General features: G+C 57.7%; 13 protein-coding genes and 1 pseudogene. 10 read left to right on the top strand and 4 right to left on the bottom strand.

The features are described from left to right. The first annotated feature begins 112 nt into the window (after nucleotides 1–112). Together WDO70_08080 and WDO70_08075 are read left to right on the top strand one after the other, a co-directional pair. Nucleotides 113–592: an Hsp20 family protein gene (locus WDO70_08080; GenBank protein ID MEJ0063147.1), complete on the top strand. Its 480-nt coding sequence runs from the start codon at nucleotides 113–115 to the stop codon at nucleotides 590–592. Between the two features lie 215 nt (nucleotides 593–807). Next, a complete protein-coding gene (locus WDO70_08075; GenBank protein ID MEJ0063146.1) occupies nucleotides 808–1,032 on the top strand; it encodes a hypothetical protein in 225 nt (74 codons plus the stop codon). Between the two features lie 9 nt (nucleotides 1,033–1,041). Here WDO70_08075 and WDO70_08070 read toward each other — a convergent pair whose 3' ends face one another. After that, nucleotides 1,042–1,782: a helix-turn-helix domain-containing protein gene (locus tag WDO70_08070; protein ID MEJ0063145.1), complete on the bottom strand. Its 741-nt coding sequence runs from the start codon at nucleotides 1,780–1,782 to the stop codon at nucleotides 1,042–1,044. Between the two features lie 193 nt (nucleotides 1,783–1,975). Here WDO70_08070 and WDO70_08065 point away from each other — a divergent pair, with 193 nt between their 5' ends. Genes WDO70_08065 through WDO70_08050 form a run of 4 tightly spaced genes read left to right on the top strand, consistent with a single transcriptional unit; the run spans nucleotide 1,976 to nucleotide 4,101 of the window. Beyond that, on the top strand, nucleotides 1,976–2,503 hold the full coding sequence (locus WDO70_08065; GenBank protein MEJ0063144.1) for a HEAT repeat domain-containing protein: 528 nt from the start codon (nucleotides 1,976–1,978) through the stop codon (nucleotides 2,501–2,503). A gap of 35 nt (nucleotides 2,504–2,538) precedes the next feature. Next, nucleotides 2,539–3,126: a HEAT repeat domain-containing protein gene (locus WDO70_08060; GenBank protein MEJ0063143.1), complete on the top strand. Its 588-nt coding sequence runs from the start codon at nucleotides 2,539–2,541 to the stop codon at nucleotides 3,124–3,126. A 10-nt stretch (nucleotides 3,127–3,136) separates the two neighbouring features. Beyond that, the gene (locus WDO70_08055) at nucleotides 3,137–3,601 is read left to right on the top strand and encodes a hypothetical protein (protein ID MEJ0063142.1); all 465 of its coding nucleotides are present in this window, start codon (nucleotides 3,137–3,139) and stop codon (nucleotides 3,599–3,601) included. 56 nt (nucleotides 3,602–3,657) lie between these two features. Next, complete coding sequence (locus WDO70_08050; protein ID MEJ0063141.1) at nucleotides 3,658–4,101, top strand: hypothetical protein; 444 nt, start codon at nucleotides 3,658–3,660, stop codon at nucleotides 4,099–4,101. Here WDO70_08050 and WDO70_08045 read toward each other — a convergent pair. Continuing rightward, nucleotides 4,098–4,592: a hypothetical protein gene (locus WDO70_08045; protein ID MEJ0063140.1), complete on the bottom strand. Its 495-nt coding sequence runs from the start codon at nucleotides 4,590–4,592 to the stop codon at nucleotides 4,098–4,100. The genes WDO70_08050 and WDO70_08045 overlap by 4 nt on opposite strands. A gap of 203 nt (nucleotides 4,593–4,795) precedes the next feature. On the opposite strand from WDO70_08045, the gene WDO70_08040 reads away from it, so the two are divergent. The 3 genes and pseudogenes from WDO70_08040 (at nucleotide 4,796) to WDO70_08030 (ending at nucleotide 9,020) form a co-directional block, all read left to right on the top strand. Next, nucleotides 4,796–6,631 carry an ABC-F family ATP-binding cassette domain-containing protein gene (locus WDO70_08040; protein MEJ0063139.1) on the top strand — a complete coding sequence of 612 codons (1,836 nt, stop codon included), beginning with the start codon at nucleotides 4,796–4,798 and terminating at the stop codon, nucleotides 6,629–6,631. A gap of 137 nt (nucleotides 6,632–6,768) precedes the next feature. After that, nucleotides 6,769–8,751 (top strand): AsmA family protein, encoded by a 1,983-nt coding sequence (locus tag WDO70_08035; GenBank protein ID MEJ0063138.1) that lies wholly within the window; start codon nucleotides 6,769–6,771, stop codon nucleotides 8,749–8,751. An 83-nt stretch (nucleotides 8,752–8,834) separates the two neighbouring features. Further along, nucleotides 8,835–9,020, top strand: a pseudogene (locus tag WDO70_08030) (DUF6496 domain-containing protein). 200 nt (nucleotides 9,021–9,220) lie between these two features. Here WDO70_08030 and WDO70_08025 read toward each other — a convergent pair. Beyond that, nucleotides 9,221–9,784 (bottom strand): ferritin-like domain-containing protein, encoded by a 564-nt coding sequence (locus WDO70_08025; GenBank protein MEJ0063137.1) that lies wholly within the window; start codon nucleotides 9,782–9,784, stop codon nucleotides 9,221–9,223. A gap of 195 nt (nucleotides 9,785–9,979) precedes the next feature. Between WDO70_08025 and WDO70_08020 the strand changes: the two genes are divergently transcribed. Beyond that, nucleotides 9,980–10,894, top strand: a complete 915-nt coding sequence (locus WDO70_08020; protein MEJ0063136.1) for a DUF72 domain-containing protein — start codon at nucleotides 9,980–9,982, stop codon at nucleotides 10,892–10,894. A 3-nt stretch (nucleotides 10,895–10,897) separates the two neighbouring features. Here the strand turns inward: WDO70_08020 and WDO70_08015 are convergent, their stop codons facing one another. Continuing rightward, nucleotides 10,898–14,179: a CusA/CzcA family heavy metal efflux RND transporter gene (locus WDO70_08015; GenBank protein ID MEJ0063135.1), complete on the bottom strand. Its 3,282-nt coding sequence runs from the start codon at nucleotides 14,177–14,179 to the stop codon at nucleotides 10,898–10,900. Nucleotides 14,180–14,183: the final 4 nt, after the last annotated feature.

Below are 14,183 nucleotides of genomic sequence, written 5' to 3'. Positions count from 1 at the left end.
AATTTTTATATCGGAAACCCTTGAAGACGGGCAAAGGCAAACTACATCCTATTTGTAAGCCGCGCCAGTGGGCGGGTTTGCAAATATCAACCTTGCTAACCAGGAGGTTATCATGCCAACCGCATTATCGCTGACGCCGCTATGGCGCACAACGGTGGGTTTCGACCGCTTTAACGACTTGTTCCAATCGCTCGTGGAGGGCGGAGAACAGGCGGGTGGCTATCCCCCGTACAATATCGTCAAGACCGGCGAAGACCATTACAAAATCGCCATGGCTGTCGCCGGATTCACCGAGCGCGATCTCAATATCACCGTTCACCGCGACCGGGTGACCGTCACGGGCGGATTGGAGGCGAAGGAAGAGGCCGAGCAAGCCGATTATCTTTATCGCGGCATCGCCACGCGCTCTTTCGAGCGGACGTTCCGTCTTGCCGATTACATGAAGGTAACCGGCGCGGAGCTTCGCGATGGGATGCTGTGGATCGATCTGACGCGGGAAGTTCCCGAGGAACAAAAGCCGCGTTCGGTGACCATCAATAAGGCGGGTTCCGCGAAGGAGCTGAACGCCAAGACCGCCGACAAAGCGGCGTAACGAGCTCTGGGCCTTGGGCCTAGATCGGGCGGCACCTTCAACGGGCCGCCTTACCCGGCGAAGCCGCTCCCCCGGCTTCGCCGGGAATTTTCTTTGCAGGGGCTTGCCCATCCAAACCCCTCGGTAATCACATAGCATCCTTATCGAGATCGGCGCTTTGTCGATTGAGCGGGCTTATTTCAGGTTCGCGCCTCATCGTCCCGTCAGGAGCCGTCATGCCAGTCCAGCCCGAAATTCCTACGCCTCAACCGGAAACAATTGTCATTCCGCCCGCCGCCAACGACACGACGGAGCAGATGGAAAATTACCTGAAGGTCAATGGCGACAATAACGGCGACAATGCCCCAAAGTCTCCGGCGATGCAGGATGCGTTGGCGCAGGTTAAGGCCAATCTCGAAAATCGCCGGACGGAAGAAGCCGCGGACGCGCCCGACGCCTAAGTCCGGCGCTTAACCCACCGGTTCCGCCTGCGACCACATGATGTCGAAATAATTACGGAACATCGAGACGATGGCTTCGTCGCGGATTTCGACGATGCGCGGCGGGCTTTGCATCGTATGCAGGATCACCGTATCGTGAATGACGTTGAAATTTCCCTGGAACGGCCTTGGGATCGGGCTTTTCCATACGCGCGCTTCTTGATCGACCGGCACGGCGCGCAGCCGTCTTCTTTCTTGCTGGGTGATACCGAAGTAAAGCTGCTTCCACACGACCTTTTTTGCCTCGCATAGCCGGAAATAGGTCTCGATGGATTTTCCCATGAAGGTCGCCCAAGGCTCGACGCCCGCGCCCGCGACGTAATCGATGGTGCCCACCGGAACCCGCTCGATCGAAGTGATCCAATAGCGCCGGTAGCTCTCAAGCCCCTCGTAAACGGTGATCTGGCGCGCGGCCTGGCGGCTGTGGGCGGCGATCTCGCTGATGATGTTCTGCGCGATCTCCTCGCGGCGCTTCAAATTGGTCAACAGGACATTCGGGTCGGTGATCTGAAAACGCCAGACGCCGCGCTCGCTGATTTTCACCGCGTAGCTTTTCAGGATCAGGCTTTCGAGCGCCTCATAGATGATGTTGCGATGGGTGTCGAGCTCGGTGATCAGCAGGCCGGCGCGGCATGGGCCGTGCTTGACCAGCGCCTGATAGACGATGGCCTCGTTTTTCGTCATGCCGAGAAGCTGAAGCTCTTTGATCATGAGATTATTTTGTCATGATAATTATGTACAAACCGTAAATTACAGAAATTTATCATGATATATCAATATAATAAATACGAAAGTATAGTCTGTATTATCATCATGTTTTGTTTGATAGAAGGTTTTATTTTCATTTATACAAGCGCGATGAGCACGACAATGATTTTTTACGAATCTATTTTGGAGAAACGATATGCCGAAGAATTCTGAGAACAAAACGCTGCGGGAACACGAAGAAACGCGCATGATCGCTGATTTGAGCGAAACATTTTTGCGTTTCGGAGCAGTGTCCGAGTTTGCCGGTGATGCTGCGGCCTATGGTTTAGGATTCGCCGTCAGATCGGGCAGCGCGGGCAGCGAGGCTGCATTTGAGACGCTGATGATATCGGCGCAGGACAGAAGAAATCTGGGTCGCAGCAGGTGCGCGATTGCCGCGCTTGGCATTGCCGGCGACCGGCGCGCCGTCGATGTGCTAATACAGATCATTACGGATTCGGATGATGTTCTCTATTCTTCCTGTGGCACCGCCGTGCGAGCATTGGGACTGATAGGAGATCGCAGGGCCCTTAAACCGCTCAAAGAATTTTCGAGACGCAAAGAGGATGTTTTGGGATATGTCGAGGACGCCATTGCGGCAATCAAAGAGGCTAATCCCATGCCTGCACGGCCTCGAGCCCGGCCCGCGGCTGAAAAGACCGAGATAACGGGACCGAAGGGTTAGGGTTTTGAAACAACAATTATTTTCACGAATTTATTATGGAGATGGATATGTCAGAAGATTTCGAAAATAAAACGCTGCGGGAGCAGGAAGAGCTTTACCATGTCGACCAATTGATAGGGGTATTTTCATGGAACCGGCCCTTCAAGTATGACGACGTCAGCATTGCCGCTAAAAGCTTGGGCTTCGTCATTAAGTCAGGCGGCGCGGGCAAAGACATCGCGTTTGATTTTCTGATGTCCGCGATCCCGCCCTTCCCGCATGAAGTGAAAGACGACAAGAAGCGGCGCCGCGCAGGGTATGCGATTTGGGCGCTTGGCCTTGCGGGAGACGGGCGCGCCGTCGATATGCTGGTATCTATAGCGGCTGCGAATATCGGTGTGCCATCGGATTTAAGAACGCCTGCCCTTGGCGCCCTGGAGATGATAGGCGACGCGCGAGCCATCGAGCCATTGAGGGCATTGGTGGAGAAATTGGAGAAATCGGATGATCCCTTCCGTCAGAAGAACTACATAAGCTCTGTCATCACGGCGATCGAAGCGGCGAATCCCGAACCTGCACGCCCTCAAATCAGTTCTGCAGCGACGAGGCCTGCGAATTCTGGACTGGACGGGCCGAAAGGCTAGGGCGGACGCCATGGAAAAAATCGGCAAAGGCGCGCTGCTGTTCGACTGGGTCGCCAACGCCGCGCTGTTCTGCGGCGACCGTAAACTGTATCAAGCGAAAAAGCTCATGCTGCGGCAGCATGAGGCGGACGAGCCTTATCCCTTTGGGACCGAGCGGGGAAGGGCATTGCTGCGATCGCCGCTGGGAAGGCGATATATCGGTTCCGATGAGGGGTATGCCGCCGAGATGCGCTTGCGGCTTGAGCGGGAGATGGCGGAAACGCCCTATGACCAGCGTCTGGCGCAAATGGACGTGCGCCTTTATCAGACGACCGTTCTCACCGCCATCGAAGACGGCGTGCCGCCTATGATCTTTTTCAAGCTTCCCGGAGAAGCCGAAAGAATCCGCAACCGCGCCGTGGCGCGGGCGATGAAGCGTCCCCCAATGCGCGTTTTAATATATAATGAGTTGCCGCTGGTGGATCATGACGCTTGAGCGTTCCCTTGGGGAATGTGTATGGTTGGCGCTCTCGCCAGTCATTCGCCCGGCCCATGCCCCATCTGCCATCCGATAAGCCCAAAAATGTGCTCTACGCCGAACTGGCTTTATGGGCCTGGACGGTATGGATGTGCGTGTGCGGCATTTATCAGGCTTGGGTCAGCATCGGCGATCTGGAAAAAATGATCGCCGAACAGCTTCAGGGCATGATCGAGGTCGATCCGGAATCCCTGATGTGGACTGCCGTCATTGGCTACGCGATGCTGGGGGCGGGGTCGGCCTGGATCGTGCTCAAGATCGGCGAGGGCAAGAACTGGGCGCGGATAAGCGTTGTATTGAGCTTTGCGCTGGACGCCATTTGGACGGCGATGCCGCCCTACCGCGAGACGCTCTATTACCTGCTGGCCGTGCCCGATATCGGGCTGCAGATTTATGCGCTCTATCTGCTTTACACTTGGCCCGGCCGTGCCTGGTTCGATAAGGAGCAGTGGGTCTAGATTTTTCTTTCGGGATGGAATTTCTTCACCGCCATGAAGCCCGTGACGGCGAAGAGCGCCAGCATGGCGACTTGGACAATAAGGAAGGGCGGCTCGGACTGCGTGGGCGCCAGCACCTGCAGATGCGGAAGTTTCTGAAACGACTGCACGACGGCGACGACGGCATTCAGATAAAGCGACAGCATCGCCGCCACGATGTATATCCAGCGCCACCGGCCCTTGAGCCGGTAAACGTAAAACGCGGCAACCGCCGCGGCCAGAAGCGGCAGCGATATGGCGCCGAAAATATGCGGCGGCCCGATTTTCGTGATGGGGAACATAAATCCGGTGACGCTGGTCAGGATCGTCGTCGCGAGAAACAGCGCCGCCCAGCCCTCGGCCCTATTCGAGCGCAGCATGCCGATGAGAACCGCCCCACCCGACAGAATGCCTATAAGGCTGATGATCACATGCAGGAGCGTGAAATCGGGTGTGGACAGGCCCAGGATCATTTTTGGTCTCCGTAACAGGGTTTTTCACGCGGATCGGCCATCATAAATACCGGGGCCGATTTTGGCCAGAAATCTTTACGTCGTATCCATTGCTTGCATGCAATGCAGGCGCTTGGTATCGACCATCCTTGGCCGCCGCGATAGGCGGGGGCCAAACCCCATTTTAATTGGGCCTGGGCCCTTATGAGTAAAGACCCGACGCCATGCTGTCTATTCAAGAACTAAATTATCGTATCGGCGGCCGCGTGCTGTTCAATAATGTTTCGGTCAATATTCCGGCGGGGCACCGCATCGGCCTGGTCGGACCGAACGGCGCGGGCAAATCGACGCTGTTCAAAATTATCGCCGGAGAAATCGGTGCCGACAGTGGCCATATCTCGCTGATCAAGAACGCCACGATGGGCATGGTGCGGCAGGATATACCGGAAGACGACACGCCGCTGCTCGATATCGTCCTCGCCGCCGACACCGAGCGTTCGGCGCTGCTCGCCGAAGCCGAAACCGCGACCGATCCCGATCGCATCGGCGAGATATACGAGCGACTCAACGATATCGACGCCTATGAAGCTCCGGCGCGCGCGGCCTCCATTCTTGCGGGGCTCGGCTTCGATGAAGCGGCGCAGATGCTGCCGATCACGGCCTATTCCGGCGGCTGGCGCGCCCGCGTCGCGCTGGCGGCGGTGCTGTTCAAGCAGCCCAATGTCCTGTTGCTCGACGAGCCGACCAACCATCTCGATTTTGAATCGATGATCTGGCTGGAAAATTTTCTCGCCCGCTATCGCGAGACTTTGATCATCATCAGCCACGACCGCGATATTCTGAACAAGACGGTCGACCATATCCTGCATCTCGAAAATCAGCATCTGGTTTCCTACACCGGCAATTACGACCAGTTCGAGCGCCAGCGCGCCGAAAAGCTGATGAACCAGCAGGCGCTTCACGAAAAGCAGATGGCGCAAAAAGCCCATGCGATGAAATTCGTCGACCGGTTCCGCGCCACCGCCAGCAAGGCGCGCCAGGCGCAAAGCCGCCTCAAAGCCATCGAGCGGATGGATATCGTCGACGCCGTGATCGCCGAGCGCGTCACCGCCTTCACCTTCCCGGAGCCGAAGGAACTGCGCTCGCCGCTGATCCGGCTCGAAAAGGTCGATGCCGGCTATAGCCCCGCCAAGCCGGTGCTGCGCGGACTCGATTTGCAAATCGACCAGCAGGACCGCATCGCGCTGCTCGGCGCGAACGGCAACGGCAAATCCACGCTGGTCAAGCTGCTGGCGGGCCGCCTCGATCCGCTCGGCGGCACGGTCTATAAATCCGGCAAGCTGAAGGTCGGTTATTTCGCGCAATTCCAGACCGACGAACTCGACGGCGCGGAGACGCCATTCTCCATCATGCGTCCCGTGATGGCGGAAAGTCCCGAGGCGAAAGTGCGCGCCTGCCTGAGCCAGTTCGGCTTCGACAAGCGCAAGGCGGATACTTTGGTGGCCGATCTTTCCGGCGGCGAAAAAGCGCGGCTGCTGTTTTGCCTGATGAGCTACGACGCGCCGCATATCATGCTGCTCGACGAACCGACCAACCATCTCGATATGGATGCGCGCGAAGCTTTGATCCAGGCGCTCAATAATTACAGCGGCGCGGTGATCCTGGTCAGCCACGACCCGCATCTGGTCGAATGCGTCGCCGATCAGCTCTGGCTGGTCGCGGACGGCAAGTGCCGCGCCTTCGACGACGATCTCGACGCCTACCGGAAATTCGTCATTCGCCAGCGTAAATTGGAGCGGGATAAGCCTAAATCCGCGCAGCCCGCAGCCAGTTCGCCGAAAAACGGCGGCGACAGTCCCGAACGGCAAGCGCAGGAACTAGAGCGCCAGATCGCTGATCTACGGCAGCAGCGTGAGCAAATCGAGACGGCCATCGCCGCCGCCTGCGCGCCGGGCCAGGATCCGAAACATCTCGCCCAGCTCAATCAGGATTTCGCGCATCTGCGGCAGAAGCTGGCGCAGGCCGAAGCCGATCTGGCGGCATTGATCGACCGGCTTTAGGTTATAGCGGCCGCAGAGCGGTAGAATAAGGCTTCCTGCAGATTTTATCCGCTGTAAGCCTCATGGGCTTTTTATGCCGGTCTTATTAAATAAAGACCCTCTTTCCTATGAAGCCATGGCGGCAGACGGGCGCGGCATTGAAAAAATCTCATTCGTTTTTCCGCTGGGTGTTGACCGGCGTCGGCATTGTTGTGGCACTCGCGATCCTGCTGATCGCCGCGATCTTTCTGGTGCCGCAATCGTGGCTCAACCGTTACGCGGCGGCGACCGGCTCGGCGCAGCTTGGCCGCGCCCTCGTGATCGACGGGCCGATTACCATCGATTGGGATTGGACGACGCCGCATGTCCATGTGAATAAAATCCGGCTCGCCAATGTGCCGGATAAACCCGATCCGGACATGGTCGTCATCGACAATCTGGAATTCGGCATCAAGATGTGGAAGTTGCTGATCGGCCAGGTTCAACTGCCGACGCTGACGATCGATCGTCCGACGATCATTCTGGAAAAATACAGCGAGGAGGAAAAGAACTGGCAATTTCCCGTCCTGTCGAAGGCGAACGCGGTCGTTCGCACAGCCGTGCCGCAGGGCAGGAGCGGCTTTCCGGTAATCGGCGTGCTGAAGATCAATGAAGGCAAACTGGTCTATCGCGACATGCCGAAGAAGCTCGCCGCCGTTCTGACTATCGATACCGCGAGCGGCGATGCGAACCGCGAACGGGGACAATTTATTTTATCCGGCGACGGCGCGCTTCAGGACAAGCCTTTCTCCATCCGCGCCGCCGGTGGTTCGCTCGACATGCTGCGCAACAGCAGCGCACCCTATCCTCTCGATATGAGTATCAAGATGGGCGCAACGCAGGTGTCGATCAAGGGCAGCTTCACCGATCCGGTCAATATGGCGGGGATCGACGCGACATTGAATCTCAAGGGCGACAATATGGCGGATCTATTTTATCTCACCTTCATACCTTTGCCGCCGACGCCCGCTTATTCGCTAAGCGGCCATCTCGAGGAAAAGAATGATATCTGGTCGTTCCGCAAATTCCATGGCCGCGTCGGCGATAGCGATCTGAGTGGCGATCTTACTGACGACGTCAGCGGCAAGCGCGGTTTCGTTCAGGCTGAACTGACCTCGAAACTGCTCGATATGAAGGATATCGGCGGGCTGATCGGCATCGCGCCGCCGAAAAAGGACGGCAAGAGCGAGGATGCCAAGGATAGCGGCCGTCTTTTGCCCGATATGCCGCTCAGCCTCGAACGTTTGCGCGCGACCGACATGGACGTCCGGCTCAAAGCCGATCAGGTGAGCGAGCCGGGCTGGCCCATGAATGCGATGAATGTGCGTTTCCTTCTCAAGGACGGCGTATTGCGCATCGATCCTCTGAATTTCGGCATGGCGAATGGCAGGCTCGAGGGCGCGGTGACGCTGAATGGTCAGAAGGACGTTCCGAAGGTCGAAGCGGATATGTGGCTCAAACGGCTGAGCATGAAGCCGTTTTTCAACGATTCGCGCTTTGAGGAATTCGCCGCCGGCCATTTCGGCGGCCATATTCAATTCGGCGGCGCGGGCCGTTCCATGGCCGAGGTTCTCGGCAGCAGCGATGGCCGCATGGCGGCGGTAATGAGCGGCGGGAAAATCAGCCTATTGATCGTCAAAGCGGCTGGCCTTGAACTCGGCGAGGCCGCGCCTTTGCTGTTGGACGAGGATGAATCGACCGCGATCCGCTGCGCGGTCGGGGATTTCAAGCTGGAAAAGGGCATGCTGAATTCGGATATTTTCGTGTTCGACACGGCGGCCTCGAATATCGGCGGCTCGGCGCGCGTCAATCTCAAGGACGAAACCATCGACATGGAGGTCGAAAGCCATCCGAAAGACCCCAGCATCTTGACGGCGCATGCGTCGATCCTGATCACGGGGAAACTGAAAAGCCCCGTCGTCGCGGTCGATCCCAAGGAACTCGCGGCGCGCGGCGGGGTTGCGGCGGCGCTGGGCGTTTTCCTGACGCCGGTAGCGGGGATCATTCCCTTTATCGAAATGGGGCTTGGCGAGGACAGCGATTGCCGAGGTTTGATCGAGGCGGCGCATGCGCATTCCGGCGCATCGCCGCCCGCGCCTTAGGATCGGCGTTGAAAAATTATAGTTACTTTATGCATCGTCTGTCAGCCTGAGCTTCGTCGATTCGCCTGAGAAGGAGAAAGGTCATGCCCAGGAAATATGCCAAGTCCGCCGGAGAAGACGTCAAAGCGGAAATGCGCAAATTCAAGCAGGGCAAACTGAAAAGCGGGAAGGGCGGCAAAGGCGGCACGGTGAAAAGCCGCAAGCAGGCTATCGCGATAGGCCTTTCCGAGGCGCGGGCCAAAGGCAAGAAAGTGCCGAAGAAAGCCGCGTGATTCCCGCGATCGCATGACGGCCGTAAGAAGCTTTTTCCTGTCCCCGGCGGACGGAGCGCCGAATAATCCGGAGTTTCCTGTTGTCGTCTATCGCCAGGTTTTGAAAAAATTTTCGCATCGGAAGGCGGAGGGCTTCAAAAAGAAATTCCATGAACTCGGCCTGGGAGGGCTAGGCCTCCCAGGCATTTCACGGAGAGTTAAGCGATCTTGCGGCGAATGGTTTCCAGCAGGCTTTCCTTGTCGTCTTCGGATTCTTCTTGCTGCGCGTCGAGGGCGCGCTGATTGATATTGCCCAGCGCCATCTTGCTCAACAATTCGTCCGTCTTCTTTTCTTCGTCGAGCGTCTGGGTGAGAAGCTTGACGGCATCCTTATAGCCGAGCAGGCGCGCCCATTCGATGAGGGTTCCGTAACGGGCGATCTCGTAATGTTCCACCGCCTGCGCGCCGGCCAACAGGCCGGCTTCCAGCGTCGCGCCGCATGCCACTTCGTCCATGAGCTCTTCGGCTTCCTTGGAAAGCCCTTCGATGGCTTCGCATTTCTTGCCGCGCGCCTTTTTGCCGATTATCTCGAAAACCTGCTCCAGCCTGTCGATCTGGCCTTCCGTTTCCTGGCGATGTTTTTCGAAAGCCGCGGCCAATTTCGATTCCTTGCCGATGGCCTTCGCCATTTTCGGCAACGCTTTCAGGATTTTCTTTTCCGCGTAATAAACGTCCTTCAGCATTTCACTGAATAGGTCGTTCAGATTGATAACTTCGGCCATAGCAACCCTCCATAAGAGACAATTGATCGTCCGCCATGCGCAGAGCGAATTCCATCAATCTCATTTTCCGATATCTTTTTGATATAGCCAAACGGGCGCAATCCATAAATTCGCGGCCATCGAGCGTTCCAATAGCTATATCGAAATCTTGCGGGTTTGCGGCAACCTTCCTCGTGGAACAGAGGATGGAACGGCATGCCGGATAAATCGATGGAAGCGGACGCGGCAAGGAACGAGAAACGAATCATGCGCCGTGCCCAGCAGCGCGCCGAAAATCCCGTTCGCGCCGAAAAAATGCATTTGGCCAGAAAGGCGTCTGAAGCCGAGCCTGTCCTGGCTTTGTCCTCCCGTATCGCGGGCGAGGATCAAGCCCAGGCGTATCATGTCGGGTGTTCCGGCTGGTTTTACTGGGACTGGAAGGGGGCATTCTATCCGGAGGATTTATCGACCGCGCGCTGGTTCGATCATTATGCCGATCGATTCAAGACCGTCGAATTGAATGCGCCGTTTTATTCCTGGCCTACGGTCTCGACCGTCAAATCATGGCTACGGCAGGCCGGACGGCGGGAATTCGTATATACTGTCAAGGTCTGCGAACTTATCACCCATATCAAGCGTTTTTCCGGCACTAAAGAACTGGTTCGCGACTTCTATTATATCGCCGATCTTCTCGGCCCGCATATGGGCTGCTTCCTGTTCCAGTTGCCGCCGAGCTATCATTACACGCCGGCGCGGCTGAAGGCGATCCTTGGGCAGCTTGAACCGCGACGGCGCAATGTCGTCGAATTCCGGCATGCAAGCTGGTGGAACGAGACGGTATTCGCGGCGTTCGAGGCCGCCGGAATTATCTTCTGTTCCTGCAGCGGCCCGAAATTGCCGGATGTGCTCGTAAAGACTGCCGAGGATATCTATGTCCGTTTTCACGGCACCGGCCAATGGTACCGGCACGATTATAGCAAGGCCGAACTGGCAATCTGGGCCGAACGCATAAAGTCCAGCGGCGCGAAGCGGGCATGGGTCTATTTTAATAACGACTACGACGCCTATGCCATCAAGAATGCGCGCGAACTGCTTCGGCAATTGACCGATTTTGGAACATCGAGAACATAAATATTATAGATCGTTCCGCCCATGACCCGCAGGTCCATGAGCGAAAGGCTCGCGTTCCGTGACTTCGCGGCCAAGATTGAATCGCTGGTAAAGCGCCGGAAGCACCAGGAGCGTGATGGCGGTCGCAACGATAAGCCCGCCAATGACGACGGTCGCCAGAGGCTTCTGCACTTCGGCTCCCGCGCCGGTAGCGATTGCCATCGGCACGAAACCAAGGCTGGCGACCAAGGCCGTCATCAGCACGGGGCGAAGGCGGGAGAGGGCGCCTTCCGTGACGGCGCGACGCTGCTCCATGCCTTCCCGCGCAAGCTGGTTGATGCGGGCGATCATGACCAAGCCGTTCAGCACGGCGACGCCGGAAAGAGCGATCAATCCCACCGCCGCCGAAATGGAGAAAGGCATGCCGCGCAGCCATAGCGTGAGAATGCCGCCCGTGAGCGCGAGCGGCACGCCTGAGAAGACCAGCAATGCCTGTTTAACGGAACCCAGTGCCGTGAACAGCAGCAGGAAAATCATGAAAAAGCAGGCGGGGACGACTAAGGAAAGCCGCGCTTTCGCCTCCTGGAGATTTTTGAACTGCCCGCCCCATTCGAGCCAATAGCCCGCGGGGATTTTGACTTTCTCATTGAGCGATGCCTGCGCTTCGCTGACGAAAGAGCCGATGTCGCGCCCGCGTACATTGGCTTGTACGACGATGCGGCGCTTGCCGTTCTCGCGGCTGATTTGATTTTGGCTTTCGGTAATCTCGATTTCGGCAAGCTGCTTGAGCGGGACATAGGAAGGGCGATCATGCGCCTCCTGCATATCGTCCGCGCCGCCGTCATTCCTGCCCGGCAGCAGAACCGGCAAATTCCGCAAAACTTCCGGATCGCCGCGCAGATAATCCGGCAGGCGCACCACAATGCCGAAACGCCTGTCGCCCTGGAAAACCAGACCGGCTTCGCGCCCGCCGACCGCTATCGATACGACATCCAGGACATCGCTGATATTGAGGCCGTAACGGGCAATCACGGGCTTGTCCAGCCTGATGTCCAGCATGGGTAAACCAGAGGTCTGCTCGACCTTCACATCCGCCGCGCCCGGAACGCGCTGCAAAGCCCGCGCGATGCCGGAGGCGGTTTTTTCCATGACGGTAAAATCGTCGCCGTAGATTTTAACCGCCACGTCCGAGCGCACGCCCGCGATCAACTCATTGAAGCGCATTTGAATGGGTTGCAGGAATTCGTAATTATTGCCCGGTACTTTTGCCACGGCCTCGTGGATTTTGTTCACGACATCCGCTTTGAGAAGGGCCGGATCGGGCCACGTATCGCGCGGCTTGAGGATGATGAAGGTGTCCGAGACGTTCGGAGGCATGGGATCGGCGGCCATTTCCGCCGTACCGGTTTTGGAATAGGCGAAAGCCACTTCGGGAATGCCGCTGACCGCCTTTTCGACCTGGAATTGCATATCTTGCGACTGGCTCAGGGAAGTCGAAGGAATCCGCATCGCGTGCATGGCGATGTCTTTTTCGTCAAGCGTCGGGATGAATTCCTGGCCCATCGCGGCGAACATTCCTATGGCGAGCGCGAAAGCCGCCGCCGCCGCTCCGGCAATCGCCAGCGGCCTGTCCAGGGCAAAGCGCAGCATAGGCTCATAAATCCCTTTCGCCTTCATCACGGCGATGCTTTCCTTTTCTTTCATTTTGCCGCCGACAAAAATACCGATCATGGCGGGAATGAAGGTCAGGGAAAGGATGAGCGCCGCGACCAGGGCGATGATGACCGTCATCGCCATCGGCTCGAACATCTTGCCTTCCACGCCGCTGAAAGTCAGGAGCGGGAGATAAACCATGATGATAATGGCCTGTCCGAAGACGGAGGGCTGGATCATCTCGCGGCTGGCCTGCATGACTTCATGCAGCCTTTCGCCGAGAGCCAGGCGGCGGCCCTCGCGATGCTGTTTCTCGGCCAGCCTGCGCAGGCAATTTTCCGTAATGATCACCGCGCCGTCGACGATCAGGCCGAAATCGAGCGCGCCAAGGCTCATGAGATTGGCGCTGATGCCGAAACGCAGCATGCCCATGGCCGTCATCAGCATGGAAAGGGGGATCACCAATGCCGTAATCAAAGCCGCGCGGAAATTCCCCAAAAGCAGGAATAAAACGACGATGACGAGCAGCGCGCCTTCGGCCAGATTGGCCTGCACGGTCGCAATGGTCGCATCGACGAGCTTCGTCCGGTTCAAGACGGTCTTGGCCTTGATGCCGGGAGGCAGGGATTTGTTGATCTCCGCGATCTTCTCGTCGACCGCCTGCGCCACCGTCCGGCTGTTCGCGCCGATCAGCATCATGGCCGTGCCGACCACGACTTCTTCGCCATTCTGCGAGGCCGAGCCGGTGCGAAGTTCGCGCCCCACGCCGACCGCCGCGATGTCTTTCAGATACACCGGAGCGTCGTGCCGCATGGCGACGACGATATTGCCGATCTGCTCCGCGTTCTCGATCCTGCCGTCCGCGCGCACGACATAAGCTTCGCCGTTACGCTCGATATAGCCCGCACCGATGCCAAGATTGTTTTTCTCAAGGGCTTCCAGAATTTGAGAAAAGGAAATCCGCAGCGCGACCAGCCTCTGGGGATAAGGCTGGACGTGGTATTGCTTGACATACCCGCCGATCGCATCGATTCCCGCCACGCCCGGAACGCTCTTAAGCTGGGGGCGGATGATCCAGTCCTGCACGGTACGGAGATAGGCGGCTAGTTCAAGATCGCTTTCCAGCACTTGGTTTTCGGGCGTAAGATAGGCTCCGTCCCGCTGCCATCCCGGCTTGCCCGGTTTTACCGGCGCATTCTTGCCGCGCGGATGGTCATACTCCACTGTCCACATATAAATTTCGCCGAGACCGGTGGTGATCGCGCCCATGCGCGGCTCGACCCCGGCAGCCAGGGCTTCCTTGGCTTCGGCAATCCGCTCGCTGACTTGCGCGCGGGCAAAGTAAATGTCCACATCGTCGCGGAAGATTGCCGTGATCTGGCTGAACCCATTGCGGGAGATAGAGCGCGTGCTTTCCAGGCCCGGAATGCCCGCCAGCGCCGTTTCGAGGGGGAAGGTCACCTGCTTTTCGATCTCGACCGGCGACAGGAAAGCGGCGGAGCTATTGATCGTCACCTGATTGTTGGTGATATCCGGTACGGCATCGACCGGCAGATTCTTCAGCGAATAGAGTCCGGCCATCGCAATGGCCGCCGCCAGCAGCGCGACAAGATAACGATGCCGCAGAGAGAATTTCAGGATGCGCTCAATCATGGCG

This window comes from Alphaproteobacteria bacterium, assembly GCA_037200005.1.
GTDB lineage: Bacteria > Pseudomonadota > Alphaproteobacteria > UBA9219 > RFNS01 > JBBCGY01.
The sequence above is the reverse complement of the archived record's forward strand: the minus strand, read 5'-3'. Positions and strand labels throughout refer to the sequence as shown.